The organism is Hydrogenophaga sp. (assembly GCF_041913525.1).
Lineage (GTDB): Bacteria > Pseudomonadota > Gammaproteobacteria > Burkholderiales > Burkholderiaceae_C > Hydrogenophaga.
Window position 1 is genome coordinate 82,099 of sequence record NZ_JAYSFD010000008.1, and the last position, 14,003, is coordinate 96,101.

15 protein-coding genes are annotated in these 14,003 nt (G+C 67.8%); 8 read left to right on the forward strand and 7 right to left on the reverse strand.

What is annotated here, in order from left to right; all coding sequences use genetic code 11:
- The first annotated feature begins 57 nt into the window (after window positions 1-57).
- Window positions 58-1,254 (forward strand): phosphoglycerate kinase, encoded by a 1,197-nt coding sequence (locus ACE3RQ_RS11580; RefSeq protein ID WP_374522152.1) that lies wholly within the window; start codon window positions 58-60, stop codon window positions 1,252-1,254.
- A gap of 49 nt (window positions 1,255-1,303) precedes the next feature.
- Here the strand turns inward: ACE3RQ_RS11580 and ACE3RQ_RS11585 are convergent, their stop codons facing one another.
- The gene (locus ACE3RQ_RS11585; protein WP_374522153.1) at window positions 1,304-1,708 is read right to left on the reverse strand and encodes a YbaN family protein; all 405 of its coding nucleotides are present in this window, start codon (window positions 1,706-1,708) and stop codon (window positions 1,304-1,306) included.
- 124 nt (window positions 1,709-1,832) lie between these two features.
- Between ACE3RQ_RS11585 and ACE3RQ_RS11590 the strand changes: the two genes are divergently transcribed.
- Window positions 1,833-2,330, forward strand: a complete 498-nt coding sequence (locus ACE3RQ_RS11590) for a hypothetical protein (RefSeq protein WP_374522154.1) — start codon at window positions 1,833-1,835, stop codon at window positions 2,328-2,330.
- Entirely contained in the window at window positions 2,327-3,691 is a 1,365-nt protein-coding gene (locus ACE3RQ_RS11595; RefSeq protein ID WP_374522155.1) for a GAF domain-containing protein, read from the forward strand. The genes ACE3RQ_RS11590 and ACE3RQ_RS11595 overlap by 4 nt, the downstream gene beginning before the upstream one ends.
- 28 nt (window positions 3,692-3,719) lie before the next feature.
- Here ACE3RQ_RS11595 and ACE3RQ_RS11600 read toward each other — a convergent pair whose 3' ends face one another.
- The 4 genes from ACE3RQ_RS11600 to ACE3RQ_RS11615 form a co-directional block, all read right to left on the reverse strand.
- Window positions 3,720-4,466 (reverse strand): hemerythrin domain-containing protein, encoded by a 747-nt coding sequence (locus ACE3RQ_RS11600; RefSeq protein ID WP_374522156.1) that lies wholly within the window; start codon window positions 4,464-4,466, stop codon window positions 3,720-3,722.
- A gap of 150 nt (window positions 4,467-4,616) precedes the next feature.
- Window positions 4,617-5,024 (reverse strand): alternative ribosome rescue aminoacyl-tRNA hydrolase ArfB, encoded by a 408-nt coding sequence (gene arfB / locus ACE3RQ_RS11605; protein WP_374522157.1) that lies wholly within the window; start codon window positions 5,022-5,024, stop codon window positions 4,617-4,619.
- Window positions 5,025-5,049: 25 nt separating this feature from the next.
- Window positions 5,050-5,580, reverse strand: a complete 531-nt coding sequence (locus tag ACE3RQ_RS11610; RefSeq protein WP_374522158.1) for a cytochrome b/b6 domain-containing protein — start codon at window positions 5,578-5,580, stop codon at window positions 5,050-5,052.
- Window positions 5,577-5,834 carry a PepSY domain-containing protein gene (locus ACE3RQ_RS11615; RefSeq protein WP_374522159.1) on the reverse strand — a complete coding sequence of 86 codons (258 nt, stop codon included), beginning with the start codon at window positions 5,832-5,834 and terminating at the stop codon, window positions 5,577-5,579. The genes ACE3RQ_RS11610 and ACE3RQ_RS11615 overlap by 4 nt, the downstream gene beginning before the upstream one ends.
- 185 nt (window positions 5,835-6,019) lie before the next feature.
- Between ACE3RQ_RS11615 and mnmA the strand changes: the two genes are divergently transcribed.
- A complete protein-coding gene (gene mnmA / locus ACE3RQ_RS11620; RefSeq protein ID WP_374522160.1) occupies window positions 6,020-7,138 on the forward strand; it encodes a tRNA 2-thiouridine(34) synthase MnmA in 1,119 nt (372 codons plus the stop codon).
- An 18-nt stretch (window positions 7,139-7,156) separates the two neighbouring features.
- Here the strand turns inward: mnmA and ACE3RQ_RS11625 are convergent, their stop codons facing one another.
- Both ACE3RQ_RS11625 and ACE3RQ_RS11630 read right to left on the reverse strand, forming a co-directional pair.
- The gene (locus tag ACE3RQ_RS11625) at window positions 7,157-8,521 is read right to left on the reverse strand and encodes a DUF3422 family protein (RefSeq protein WP_374522161.1); all 1,365 of its coding nucleotides are present in this window, start codon (window positions 8,519-8,521) and stop codon (window positions 7,157-7,159) included.
- A 23-nt stretch (window positions 8,522-8,544) separates the two neighbouring features.
- Window positions 8,545-9,018, reverse strand: a complete 474-nt coding sequence (locus ACE3RQ_RS11630; RefSeq protein WP_374522162.1) for an NUDIX hydrolase — start codon at window positions 9,016-9,018, stop codon at window positions 8,545-8,547.
- A gap of 113 nt (window positions 9,019-9,131) precedes the next feature.
- On the opposite strand from ACE3RQ_RS11630, the gene ACE3RQ_RS11635 reads away from it, so the two are divergent.
- The 4 genes from ACE3RQ_RS11635 (at window position 9,132) to ACE3RQ_RS11650 (ending at window position 13,902) form a co-directional block, all read left to right on the forward strand.
- Complete coding sequence (locus ACE3RQ_RS11635) at window positions 9,132-10,277, forward strand: Re/Si-specific NAD(P)(+) transhydrogenase subunit alpha (protein ID WP_374522163.1); 1,146 nt, start codon at window positions 9,132-9,134, stop codon at window positions 10,275-10,277.
- Between the two features lie 11 nt (window positions 10,278-10,288).
- Window positions 10,289-10,612 carry an NAD(P) transhydrogenase subunit alpha gene (locus ACE3RQ_RS11640; protein ID WP_374522164.1) on the forward strand — a complete coding sequence of 108 codons (324 nt, stop codon included), beginning with the start codon at window positions 10,289-10,291 and terminating at the stop codon, window positions 10,610-10,612.
- Entirely contained in the window at window positions 10,609-12,033 is a 1,425-nt protein-coding gene (locus ACE3RQ_RS11645) for an NAD(P)(+) transhydrogenase (Re/Si-specific) subunit beta (protein WP_374522165.1), read from the forward strand. Before ACE3RQ_RS11640 ends, ACE3RQ_RS11645 begins: the two co-directional genes overlap by 4 nt.
- A gap of 180 nt (window positions 12,034-12,213) precedes the next feature.
- The gene (locus ACE3RQ_RS11650; protein ID WP_374522166.1) at window positions 12,214-13,902 is read left to right on the forward strand and encodes a long-chain-fatty-acid--CoA ligase; all 1,689 of its coding nucleotides are present in this window, start codon (window positions 12,214-12,216) and stop codon (window positions 13,900-13,902) included.
- The last annotated feature ends 101 nt before the right edge of the window (window positions 13,903-14,003 follow it).

Below are 14,003 nucleotides of genomic sequence, written 5' to 3' on the forward strand. Positions count from 1 at the left end.
GGTCGGCCGGTTTCCTACAATGCCGGGTTGCATTCCCGCCATCCAACCGAGTCGACCATGTCCGCCTTCATCCGCTTCTCCGACCTTTGTGCCAACGGCCAGGCCAAGGGCCGCCGTGTGTTCATCCGCGCCGACCTGAACGTGCCGCAGGACGACGACGGCCGCATCACCGAAGACACCCGCATTCGCGCCAGCGTGCCCGCCATCCGCATGGCCCTGGACGCCGGCGCCGCGGTGATGGTCACCTCCCACCTGGGCCGCCCCACCGAAGGCCAGTTCAAGCCCGAGGACAGCCTGGCCCCCGTGGCCCAGCGCCTGGGCGAGCTGCTCGGCCGCGAGGTGCGCCTGGTGTCCAACTGGGTGGACGGTGGTTTTGCCGTGGCCCCGGGCGAGGTGGTGCTGCTGGAGAACTGCCGCCTGAACGTGGGCGAGAAGAAGAACAACCCCGAGCTCGCCAAGAAGCTGGGCGCCCTGTGCGACATCTTCGTGCACGACGCCTTTGGCACCGCCCACCGCGCCGAAGGCACCACCTACGGCATCGCCGAGACCGCGCCCATCGCCAGCGCCGGCCCGCTGCTGGCCGCCGAGATGGACGCCATCGCCAAGGCGCTGGCCCAGCCAAAGCGCCCGCTGGTGGCCATCGTGGCCGGCAGCAAGGTGAGCACCAAGCTCACCATCCTGCAAAGCCTGGCCAAGAACGTGGACCAGCTCATCGTGGGCGGTGGCATCGCCAACACCTTCATGCTGGCCGCCGGCCTGAAGATCGGCAAGAGCCTGGCCGAGCCCGATCTGGTGGGCGAAGCCCGCGCCGTGATCGAGGCCATGAAGGCGCGCGGCGCCGAGGTGCCGATTCCCACCGACGTGGTCACCGCCAAGACCTTCGCCGCCGATGCGCCGGCCACCGTGAAGAAGGCCACCGAGGTGGCCGACGATGACCTGATCCTGGACATCGGCCCCGAGACTGCCGCCAAGCTGGCCGACCAGCTCAAGCGCGCTGGCACCATCGTGTGGAACGGCCCGGTGGGCGTGTTCGAGTTCGCCGCCTTCGAGGGCGGCACCAAGGCTATCGCCCAGGCCATTGCCGAGAGCAGCGCCTTCAGCATTGCCGGTGGTGGCGACACCCTGGCCGCCATCGCCAAGTACGGCATCGAGAAGGACGTGGGCTACATCTCCACCGGTGGCGGCGCCTTCCTGGAGGTGCTGGAAGGCAAGACCCTGCCGGCCTTCGAGGTGCTGGCGCGCCGCGCGGCCTGAGTTCTGCCGGTTCCATGACACAAAGGCCCCGTTGGGGCCTTTGGCGTTTTCAGGCTTGGTCGCTGCGCCGGGTGGGAATGCGCCACCCCACCACCCAAACGCCCACGGCGCCGGCCGCCAGCACGGCGGCCATCACCCAGGGGCGATCGCGCAGCGTCCAGGACGAGAGGCTCACCATCAGCACCATGGAGCCGATGGCCCAGGTCTTGGCCCGGCGCGTCATGTCGTGGTGGGCTTCCCAGTCTTGCACCATGGGGCCGAACCAGCGGTGGTTCAGCAGCCACCGGTGCAGGCGTGGCGAGGCGCGGGCGAAGCAGGCGGCGGCGATCAGCACGAAGACGGTGGTGGGCAGGCCCGGCAGCACCATGCCCACGATGCCCAACCCCAGCGACAACATCCCGGCCAGCCAAAGCAGGCCGCGCACGGCGCGAGACGGGTTGGTACGAGGGGTCACGCGGGCATGATAGCCAGCCGCTCGGGTGCCCACCGCCGTCGCGGCCATGGCGGGCAGCGCGAGCCCACCCGGCGCCGCGTGCCGTGGCTATGATGCGTTCTTCCTACCCCCACCTGTATGTTCGATGGCCACCTCCGCGCCCCTTGCCTTGGCTGGCGAGCACCTTGCGCTGATTGAGCGCGGGGTGTCCACCATCGTGGGCAGTGCCTCGCTGGACCTGGTGCCCAGCCTGATGCGGGCGGTGGGCAGCGCGGTGCACGAAGGGGGTGCATCGCTCACGGTTTACCTAGCCCGCAGCCAGGCCAGCCAGTTGTTGCGCGACATCGCCGCCACCGGCCGCATGGCGGTGGTGTTCAGCCAGCCGTCCACGCACCGCACGCTGCAGGTCAAGACCCGGCAGGTGCGCTTGCGCGAGGCCACCGAGGCCGACGTGCCCCTCATCGAGCGCTACCTGGTCGCCATGCAGGCCGAGCTGGCGATCATCGGCTTTGCCCCCGCCTTCGTGCAGGCCATGCTGGCTTACCGGCTCGATGACCTGGTGGCGTTGGACTTCGCGCCCGACGAGGCCTTTGACCAGACCCCCGGCTCGCACGCCGGCCAACCCATCGGGCGAGCACCATGAGCGATCGCCCCATCTCCCTGGTCGAGGTGCGGCCCTGCCTGGAGGGGGTGATCCCCGCCACCATGGCCACGGTGGCGGCCGACGGCACGCCCAACGTGGCCTACATCTCGCAGGCGCACTACGTGGACGACGGTCACCTGGCCCTGTCGTTCCAGTTCTTCAACAAGACGCGCCAGAACCTGCTGGCCAACCCGCGCTCCACCCTGCTGGTGTTGCACCCGGCCACAGCCCGCTTCTATCGCTTGCACCTGCGCTACCTGCGCACCGAAACCGAAGGGCCCATCTTCGAGAGCATGAAGGCACAGCTCGCGGGCATTGCCTCGCACACTGGCATGGCCGATGTGTTCCGCCTGCGCGGCTCTGACATTCACGAAGTGCAGCGGGTGGAGCTGCTGCCACAGGGCGAGCTGCCCATGCCCCTGCCTTTGCCCGAGCCTGGGCCCGTGTACCTGAGCGTGCTGCGCCGCGCCAGTGCCCGCCTGGCCCGCGCCTGCAACCTGGGGCAGGTGCTCGACACCGCGCTGGAGGTGCTGGGCACCGAGCTGGGCATTGACCACGCCATGGTGCTCATCCTCGACCCTGCCACCCAGCGCCTGTACACCGTGGCCAGCCGGGGCTACGAACAATCGGGCGTGGGCTCGGAAATTGCGCTGGGCCAGGGCGTGATCGGCACCGCCGCGCGCGAGCAGACGCCGGTGCGCATCACGCACATGACGGCCGCCTACCGCTACAGCCAGGCCATGCGCAGCAGCCTGGACGGCGAAGCCGCGGGCCCGCCCGGCACCGACATTCCTTACCCCGGCCTGGCCGAGCCGCGCAGCCAACTGGCCGTGCCCCTTGTGTCCATGGGGCGCCTGATCGGGGTGCTGTTTGTGGAGAGCCCGCAGGACATGCGCTTTGGCTTCGAGGACGAAGACGCCTTGGTGGCCCTGGCCGGGCCACTGGCCGCGGCCATTGACCTCATGCAGGAGGCCGAGACGGCCTGCGTCGACGACGCGGAACGCCCCGCCAGCGCCACGCCGCCCGACCCTGGTCCGCCCCTGCGCGTGCGCCGCTACCGGGCCAACGACAGCATCTTTGTGAACGACAGCTACCTCATCAAAGGTGTCGCGGGTGCCATTCTCTGGAAGCTGCTGTGCGATTGGCGCCAGCGCGGGCGGTGCGAGTTCACCAACCGCGAACTGCGCCTGGACGCCTCGCTGCGCCTGCCCGAGGTGGCCGACAACCTGGAGGCGCGGCTGCTGCTGCTGCACCGCCGACTGGGCGAGCAGTGCCCGCGGCTGCGCATCGAGAAAACCGGGCGCGGCAGTTTCCGGTTTCTCGCGCCCACCACCGTGGAGCTGGAAGACGTGGCGGGCTGAGCGCCCGCCGCGCCCGATCAGGCCGGCGTCAAACCGCCACCAGCCCGGGCACCGGCGCCTGGCCCAGCCCGCGCAGCAACTGCGCCCACTCGCGTTCGTTCAGGTGGGGGCGCGCAGCCTCCAGCACGGCCTGAATCGCCTCGGCCGGCGCACCACCCGCCTTCATGCCTTGCAGCACGGCCAGCCGCTCGCCCGCGTGCAGGTGCGGCAGCATCCAGCGCATGGTCCACAGCGTTTCCTCGAAGGGAATGGTGGCCACCAGGGCATCGTGAATCGCCAGGATTTCCGCGTCGGTGTGGCTGGCCCACAGGGCGTTGTTCAGCGCGGTTTCTTCCACGTGCATGTGGGCCAGGTTGTCGGCCACGAACAAGGCAAACAGCAGGTAGAGCGACTGCAGCGAGGCCGCGCGTTGCTGCGTGCTGGCCTCGGCCAGCGACGCGGCCAGGCGGCCCAGCTCGGCGATGTGGTGCAGGTGGCCGGTGTGGTCGTGTGCCACGGTCTGGGTGACGCCGGCGCAGCGGCTTTCCAGCGCCGTGTGCACAAAGGTGTTTTCGTGCTGCACATGGCTGTGGCAGAAGGCCAGCATCTGCGCCACGGCCTGGGCGGTGTCGGCCACTTCTTCGGGGTTGTCGGGGTCGGTGCGGCCGATGCGGTGCAGCGTGTCGGCCAGCATGGCGCGCATGGCCTTGTGGATGCCGGCGTACAGGTTGAAGCGGGTCTGGCCGTTGCGGGCGGCCTCGGCCAGGGCGGCCATTTCTTGCGTGTGCGATTGCATGGTGCGGTTCCTTGCCGTGGCGGCCCCACGGCTGGCGTCGGTGGAGGCGGCGCCCCATGCGCCGCGTCCATGGGTAGGCAGTGTCGGCAGCACAAGGTTTGCGCGCCGCTAAATTGCCCTTAAAGAAACCGTAAAAAATGCTTAAGTGCGCTATTCGCCAGCGTGCCGCACATTGCCCCGCTGCCGCTTGGTGGCCGATCGCTCGGCCTTGCCCTGCAGGCGGCGCTGCTGCGAGGCGCGGGTGGGCTTGGTGGCGCGGCGCACGCGCGGCGGGGTGGCCACGGCGTCCACCATGGCCTGCAGGCGGGCCAGGGCCTCGGCCTTGTTCTGCTCCAGGCTGCGGCTGCCCTGGGCCTTGATCACGATCACGCCGTCCTGGCTGATGCGGGTGTCGCTGGTGGCCAGCAGGCGTTGCTGCACCGCCTCGGGCAGCGAGGAGCCGTGCACCGCAAAGCGCAGGTGCACGGCGTTGGAGACCTTGTTCACGTTCTGACCACCCGCGCCCTGGGCGCGGATGGCGGTGAAGGTCACCTCTGAGGGGTCGATGCGCACAGCCATGGCGGCAGTTTGCACCAGCCCGGGTTCAGTAGCGTTCCTTGGTGCCGGTGACCATGGCCTTGATCAGCCGCGTGCGCTCGATGCGCCCCATCACCAGGGCCGAGGCGGCGTGCAGGCCCGCCAGCCACAGCAGGCCTTCGGCCAGTGCTTCGTGCAGCTCTTGCACCCACTCCACGCCCCAGTAGGCGTCGGTGGTTTGCAGCCAGCCCGTGAGGCCGAGCGCGATCACGGTGGTCAGCAGCGCGAACACCATCAGCGCGCCCAGCGGGTTGTGGCCCCAGTGGTGTTCGGGCTGGCCGTCAAAGAGTGCCGTGACGTGGCGCAGCACCCGCTGCGGCGTGGGCAGGAAGTCGGCGAAGCGCGCGTGCCGCGTGCCCACGAAACCCCAGACGATGCGAAGCCCCACCAGGGCCAGGGCGGTGTAGCCCAGCCACTGGTGCAAGGTTTTGCCGTCGTCCACGGCTAACTCGTTGAGCAACACGCAGGCCAGCAGCGACCAGTGGAACACCCGCACAAAAGGGTCCCACACCCGGCGGGCCTTCAGTTCATCGCTCACTTGCTTTCAAGGGTCTTGCCGGTGGCGGGGTCAAAGTAGATCTCCACCTTCTTGCCGGCTTTGTCCTTGCCGTAGATCTCGTAGCAGTTGCCCTTGGTGACCTTGAAGGTCTTGATCTCATAGCCCTGCTGCTTCAGTTCGGCCTGGAAGTCGGCTTCCTTCTTCCAGGTCTCTTTCGGCGCGGTGCAGGTGGGGCCGGCCATGGCGGCGCCAGTGGCGGCAACGAGGAGGGCGGCGACGAGGGTCGATTTCATGGGGATCATCCTTTTCGATTGCCCCGCACATGCGGGTGAGGGCATTGCAAGGCCGCCAGATAAAACGGGCCTTAAACCCACCCGTGTCCGGTGTAACGGCGGGTATCTGCCGCGTTCAGCAGCGGTTCAGGCGCGATGCACCCGCGCCCGGCAGGGCCAGCGGCGGGCGGGGATAATTCGGCCCCATGTCCAGCAAACAGCGCGTCGTGGTGGGGCTCAGCGGAGGTGTCGATTCCGCGGTGAGCGCGTACCTGCTCAAACAGCAGGGGTACGAAGTCGTCGGCATCTTCATGAAGAACTGGGAGGACGACGACGACAGCGAGTACTGCTCCAGCCGGCAAGACTGGCTGGACGCCGCCAGCGTGGCCGATGTGATCGGCATCGACATCGAGCACGTGAACTTCGCCGCCGAGTACAAGGACCGCGTGTTCGCCGAGTTCCTGCGCGAGTACCAGGCCGGGCGCACGCCCAACCCCGATATCCTGTGCAACGCCGAGATCAAGTTCAAGGCCTTCCTGGACCACGCCATGCGCCTGGGGGCCGAGAAGATCGCCACCGGCCACTACGCCCGGGTGCGCGAGCGCCACGGCCGCTTCGAGCTGCTCAAGGGCCTGGACCCGCTGAAAGACCAGAGCTATTTCCTGCACCGCCTGAACCAGGCGCAGCTCAGCAAGACGCTGTTCCCGGTGGGTGAGCTGCCCAAGACCGAGGTGCGCCGCATCGCGGCCGAGATAGGCCTGCCCAACGCCAAGAAGAAAGACAGCACGGGCATCTGCTTCATTGGCGAGCGCCCTTTCCGCGACTTTCTGAACCGCTACATCTCGAAAGAGCCCGGCCCCATCAAGGAGCCGAGTGGTCGCACCATCGGCCAGCACGTGGGCCTGAGCTTCTACACCCTGGGCCAACGCCAGGGCCTGGGCATCGGCGGCGTGAAGGCCAAGGGGGCGCAAAAAGGCGGCAGCGAGCACGAGCCCTGGTTCGTGGCGCGCAAGGAGATTGCGAGCAACACCTTGTGGGTGGTGCAGGGCCACGAGCACCCTTGGCTCATGTCGCCAGCGCTCAGCGCGCAAGACGTGAGCTGGGTGGCGGGCGAACCGCCCGCACCCGGCGCCTATGGCGCCAAGACCCGCTACCGCCAGGCCGACGCGGCCTGCACCTGCGAGCCCGAGGGCCTGGCTGGCTTCACCCTGCGCTTCGAGCAGGCGCAATGGGCGGTGACGCCCGGCCAAAGCGCCGTGCTCTACGACGGCGAGGTGTGCCTGGGCGGAGGTGTCATCACCACCGACGCCACCACCCGCTGGTGAACCCGCCGTGGGCGGGCTTCAGTGCCCGCCCAGCTTGGCGTGGATGCGCCGCGTGGTGCGCCACACGCTCCACAACACCACCGGAATGAGCGCGCCTGTGGCGATCTCGGGGTGAATGGGTAGGCCCGCGGCCTTGGCGCCCTTGGCCACGTAGAGCAGCAGGCTGATCACGTAGTACGAAATGGCCGCGATCGACAGGCCTTCCACCGTGGTTTGCAGCTGCAGTTGCAGGGCTTGGCCGCGCGTGAGTTTTTCCAGCAGCTGCTGGTTCTGGGCTTCGGTGGCGATGTCCACCCGCGTGCGCAGCAGCGCGCTGGTGCGGGCCACCCGCTCTGACAGTGAGGTGAGGCGCGTGGCGCTGGCCTCCACCGTGGCCATGGCGGGCGTGAGCCGGCGGCGAAGGAAGTCACCAATGGTCTGCGTGCCCTGGATGGGTTTCTCGCGCAGCTCGCCCATGCGCTGGCCCACGATGGCGTCGTAGGCGCGGGTGGCGGCAAAGCGGTAGCTGTGCTCGGCGGTGGCGCGCTCCACCCGCGCGGCCAGCGACACCAGGCGGTCCAGCAGCTCTTGCTCGGAACTGGCCTTGTTCTCCAGTTGCGCGGTGATGGTGGCCAGTTCGGACTCGGCCTGGGCCAGCACGGGCGACAGCGCCTTGGCCACCGGCAGGCCGCGCAGGGCCATGAGGCGGTAGATCTCCAGCTCCAGCAGGCGCTGCGAAATGCGGCCCGCGCGGCCCTCGCTGGTGCCCGGTGGCGCCACCACCAGGATGCGCTCGAAGCCCGAGGGGTGCAGGCGGAAATCGGTCACTGCCCACGAGTGCCCACCGCCCAGTTGCGAGGCCAGCACCGTGCGCCCGCCAAACCACTGCACAGCCTGGTTCATCAGCACCGCCTGGGCCGAGGGCGTGTCTTCCGGCAGCGGCGCGGTGAGCATCACCAGCTTGATGGCGGCCACCGTCTGGCCGGGGATGGTGCGCAGCCATTCCAGCGGCGTGATCAGTTTGTCCAGCAGCACCGGATCGGCTTCGCCCAGGCCCACGCCCTCGGGCAGGGGCTGCACGAAGGAGTAGCGGGTGAACTCGGTGTGGCGCTCCCACTTGATGGTGTGGTCGGTGAAGCGCAGGCGCAGGAAGTTGCCGCTCAGGCGCTCCAGCGGCAAGTCTTGCTGCCCGGGCAGGCGGCGCAGGTGCTCGCATTCCTGTTCGCGGCTCACGCCCTCGTTGAGCACGGCCACCAGCACCACCAGGGCCGGCAGACGAATGCGCGCGGGCGGGCGGGCGTGCACCTCGTTGTGCAGCTCGTGCCGCCACGCGTCGTCGGGCGGCAGCGCGTTGCCCAACTGGGTGGGCGGGGCCGGGGGCATGGGGAGCGGGGTGTCGATCATGGGGCGCGAAGGCAGTGGGTCGATCAGGGCCGCCAGATGGAGGCGTCGGTCTGGATCAGCGACAGCGGGTGGCGCAGGCCGGCCAGGTGGTCTTCGATGCAGCGCAGCACCAGCGGGCTGCGGTGGCGCTCGGCGCTCTGGCGCACTTCATCGGGCGTGAGCCACAGGGCGCGCACGATGCCGTGGTCCAGCGGGCGATGGGGGTCGAACGAGGTGACCGTGCCGCAGAAGGCCATGCGCAGGTAGGTGATGTCTTCCTCGGCGCGCTGAAAGCGCGAGAGGTAAATGCCCACCAGCGCCTCGGGTGCGAAGCCGTGCGCGGTTTCTTCCAGCGTCTCGCGCACCACGGCCTGCTCGGGGCTTTCGCCCGGGTCAAGGTGGCCAGCCGGGTTGTTCAGGCGCAAGCCCTCGGGGGTGTGCTCTTCGACCAGCAGGTATCGTCCATCGCGCTCAACGATCGCGGCCACGGTCACGCTCGGCTTCCAACGGGTAGTCATCGCGGCATTATCTGTCTCGTGGGCGTCGCGGCGGGGCGGCAAACCAAAAGCTGACAGCAGGCTTTCACGGTATGCTTGCCCGCTTTTTCATCACCCCGAGTGAGGAGACTTTCATGCTGATAGGCGTACCCGCCGAAACCATGGTGGGCGAGACCCGCGTGGCCGTCACGCCCGAGACGGCCAAGAAGCTCGTGGCGCAAGGCCACGTGGTGCGCGTGCAGTCGGGTGCCGGCGTGCCCGCCAGCGCCACCGACGCGGCCTACACCGCCGTGGGCGCCGAGGTCACCGATGCCGCTGGCGCCCTGGGCGCCGACCTGGTGCTGAAGGTGCGCGCGCCGTCCGACGCCGAGCTGGCGCAGATGAAGGCAGGCGCCACCCTGGTGGGCATGCTCAACCCCTTTGACGCCGACGGGCTGCAGAAGCTGGCTGGCGCGGGCCTCACCGCCTTTGCGCTGGAGGCCGCGCCGCGCACCACGCGTGCGCAAAGCATGGACGTGCTCTCTTCGCAGGCCAACATCGCCGGCTACAAGGCCGTGATGCTGGCGGCCAACCACTACCAGCGCTTCTTCCCCATGCTCATGACGGCCGCCGGCACGGTGAAGGCCGCGCGCGTGGTGATCCTGGGCGTGGGCGTGGCTGGCCTGCAAGCCATTGCCACCGCCAAGCGCCTGGGCGCGGTGATCGAGGCGTCTGACGTGCGCCCGAGCGTGAAGGAACAGGTGGAATCGCTGGGCGCCAAGTTCATTGACGTGCCCTACGAGACCGCCGAAGAGAAAGAGGCGGCCGAGGGCGTGGGCGGTTACGCCCGCCCCATGCCGCCGAGCTGGCTGGAGCGCCAGAAGGTGGAAGTGGCCAAGCGCGTGGCGCAGGCCGATGTGGTGATCTCCACCGCCCTCATCCCGGGCCGCGCCGCGCCGGTGCTGGTGACGGAAGACATGGTGAAAAGCATGAAGCCGGGCTCGGTCATCGTGGACCTGGCCGCCGGCAAGGGCGCCACCAACCCCGACGGCAGCGTGGGCGGCAACTGCCCGCTCACCGTGGCCGACCAGACCGTGACCCGCCATGGCGTGGTGATCGTGGGCGAGACCAACCTGCCCGCCATGGTGGCGGCCGACGCCTCGGCGCTCTATGCGCGCAACGTGCTCGACTTCCTCAAGCTCGTGCTGCCCAAAGACGCCACCGCCGTTCAGGTGCCGATGGACGACGACATCGTCGTGGCCTGCCTGATGGCGCAGGGCGGCGAAGTGAAGCGCAAATAACGGAGAACCCCATGGACGCCGTATCCCCCACCCTCATCAACCTCATCATCTTCGTGCTGGCCATCTACGTGGGCTACCACGTGGTGTGGAACGTCACGCCCGCGCTGCACACGCCGCTCATGGCCGTGACCAACGCCATCTCGGCCATCGTCATCGTCGGCGCCATGCTGGCCGCCGCCCTCACCGAAACCCCGCTGGGCAAGACCATGGGCGTGCTGGCCGTGGCGCTGGCCGCGGTGAACGTGTTTGGCGGCTTCCTGGTCACCCGCCGCATGCTGGAAATGTTCAAGAAGAAAGAGAAGAAGGCCCCGGCGGCCAAGGAGAGCGCGCAATGAGCATGAACCTCGTCGTTCTTCTGTACCTGGTCGCTTCGGTCTGCTTCATTCAGGCGCTCAAGGGCCTGTCGCACCCGACCACCTCGATTCGCGGCAACCTGTTCGGCATGACCGGCATGGCCATTGCCGTGCTCACCACGGCGGCGCTCATCGTCGAGCTCTCTGGTGGGCAAGGCCGGGGCATGGTCTATGTGCTGGGCGGCCTGCTGGTGGGTGGCGCGGCCGGCGCCATCATGGCCAAGCGCGTGGAGATGACCAAGATGCCCGAGCTGGTGGCCTTCATGCACAGCATGATCGGCCTGGCCGCGGTGTTCATCGCGGTGGCCGCGGTGGCCGAGCCCTGGGCTTTCGGCATCGCCGCCAAGGGCGTGGCCATTCCGTTTGGCAACAAGATCGAGTTGTTCCTGGGGGCGGCCATCGGTGCCATCACCTTCTCGGGTTCGGTCATTGCCTTTGGCAAGCTCTCGGGCAAGTACAAGTTCCGTCTGTTTCAGGGCGCGCCCGTGGTGTTCAAGGGCCAGCATTTGCTCAACGCAGTGCTGGGCCTGCTGACCATTGGCCTGGGGTTGTACTTCGCATTCACCGAGAACTGGACCGCCTTCTTCGTGATGGTGGCCCTGAGCTTCGTGCTGGGCGTGCTGATCATCATCCCCATCGGCGGCGCCGACATGCCGGTGGTGGTGTCCATGCTCAACAGCTACTCGGGCTGGGCGGCGGCGGGCATTGGCTTCTCGCTGAACAACGCCATGCTGATCATTGCCGGCTCACTGGTGGGCAGCTCGGGCGCGATCCTGAGTTACATCATGTGCAAGGCCATGAACCGCTCGTTCATCAACGTGATCCTGGGCGGCTTCGGTGGTGACGCCACGGCGGCTGCGGCCGGTGGTGGCGTGCAGCGCACCGCCAAGAGCGGCAGCGCGGACGACGCGGCCTTCATCCTGGGCAACGCCGAGACGGTGGTGATCGTGCCGGGCTACGGCCTGGCCGTGGCCCGCGCGCAGCACGCGGTGAAGGAACTGGCGCACAAGCTCACCGAAAAGGGCATCACGGTGAAGTACGCCATCCACCCCGTGGCCGGTCGCATGCCGGGCCACATGAACGTGCTGCTGGCCGAGGCCGAGGTGCCCTACGACCAGGTGTTCGAGATGGAAGACATCAACGGTGAATTCGGGCAGGCCGACGTGGCCATCATCCTGGGCGCCAACGACGTGGTGAACCCGGCCGCGCTGCAGAAGGGCTCGCCCATCTATGGCATGCCGATTCTGGAGGCCTACAAGGCCAAGACCGTGATCGTGAACAAGCGCTCCATGGCCGCCGGTTACGCCGGTCTGGACAACGAACTGTTCTACATGGACAAGACCATGATGGTGTTCGGCGACGCCAAGAAGGTGGTCGAGGACATGACCAAGGCCATCGAATAGAGCCTGCGACGTGTCAGAAGACAAAGCCGGCCTGCGTGCCGGCTTTGTTTTTTGTAGCAAAAGGGTTGCTTTTCCATTGGCCTGGCGGTGGTGGGTCAGATTCGTGTCAGGGAAAAACACGAGGCCCAAAGGCCGCACCCGTCGGGACAATGGAAGCCATTGACCGTTTCGGAGCCCTGCATGTCTTCTCCCTCGTCTGCCCGCCCCTGGTTGTCTGCCTATCCGCCCGGGGTGCCGACCGACATTGACCCCGGCCAGTACCGCTCGCTCGTGCACCTCATGGAAGAGGCCTTCGGCCGCTACGCGGACCGCCCCGCCTACAGCTTCATGGGCAAAGAGATCAGCTTCGGCCAGACCGATGCCCTGTCCAAGACCTTCGCCGCCTACCTGCAAAGCCTGGGCCTGGCCAAGGGCGACCGGGTGGCGGTGATGATGCCCAACACCCCGCAATACCCCATCGTGGTGGCGGCCATCCTGCGCGCGGGCCTGGTGGTGGTGAACGTGAACCCGCTGTACACGCCGCGCGAGCTGGAGCACCAGCTCAAGGACTCGGGGGCCAAGGCCATCGTCATCATTGAGAACTTTGCCGCCACGCTGCAGCAGTGCATCGGCCACACGCCGGTGAAGCACGTGGTGCTCACCGCCATGGGTGACCTGCTGGGCTGGGCCAAGGGCGCGCTGGTGAACTACGTGGTGCGCAACGTCAAGAAGATGGTGCCGCCATTTGACTTGCCTGGCGCCGTGCGCTTCAACGACGCCCTGGCCCGCGGCGCACGCGCCACCTTGCGTCAGCCCGAGATCGGGCCCGACGACATGGCCGTGTTGCAGTACACCGGCGGCACCACGGGCGTGAGCAAGGGCGCGGTGCTGCTGCACCGCAACATCATTGCCAACGTGCTGCAGTCCGAGGCCTGGAACGACCCGGTCATGAAGAAGGTGCCCGAGGGCGAGCAGTCCACCAGCGTGTGCGCGCTGCCGCTATACCACATCTTCGCCTTCACGGTGAACATGATGTTGTCGCTGCGCGTGGGCGGCAAAACCATCCTCATTCCCAACCCACGCGACCTGCCCGCCGTGCTGAAAGAGCTGAGCAAGCACCGCTTCCACAGCTTCCCGGCCGTGAACACCTTGTTCAATGGCCTGGTGAACCACCCCGATTTCGCCACGGTGGACTGGAGCCACCTCAAGGTGTCGGTGGGGGGCGGCATGGCCGTGCAAAGCGCCACCGCCCGGCAGTGGCTGGAGAAGACCGGCTGCCCCATCTGCGAAGGCTACGGCCTGAGCGAGACCAGCCCCTCGGCCAGTTGCAACCCCACCACCAGCACCGCCTTCACCGGCACCATCGGTGTGCCGCTGCCCAGCACCTCGATGAAGTGCGTGGACGACGACGGCAACGAGGTGCCCGTGGGCCAGCCCGGCGAGATCGCCATCCGTGGCCCGCAAGTGATGGCGGGCTATTGGCAGCGCCCCGACGAGACCGCCAAGGTCATGACCGCCGACGGATTCTTCAAGACCGGTGACGTGGGCATCATGGACGAGCGCGGTTACTTCAAGATCGTGGACCGCAAGAAGGACATGATCCTGTGCGCGGGCTTCAACGTGTACCCCAACGAGGTGGAAGACGTGGTGGCCCAGTTGCCCGGCGTGCTGGAGTGCGCCGTGGTGGGCATTCCCGACGAGAAGGCCGGTGAGGCCATCAAGCTGGTCATCGTCAAGAAAGACCCGGCGCTCACCGAAGAGCAAGTGCGCGCCCACTGCCGCGCCAACCTCACCGGTTACAAGCAACCCAAGGTGGTTGAGTTCCGCACCGACCTGCCCAAGACCCCGGTGGGCAAGATCCTGCGGCGCGAACTGCGGGATAGCAAGTAACCCCCCCGGGTGCAACGCGAGTGGCCCGGCAGAGCCGGTTCCACAGCGTTCTGGAATGGGGCACGCGCTCCAGCGCCTCGCCCTGCTTCTGGTCCAATGCG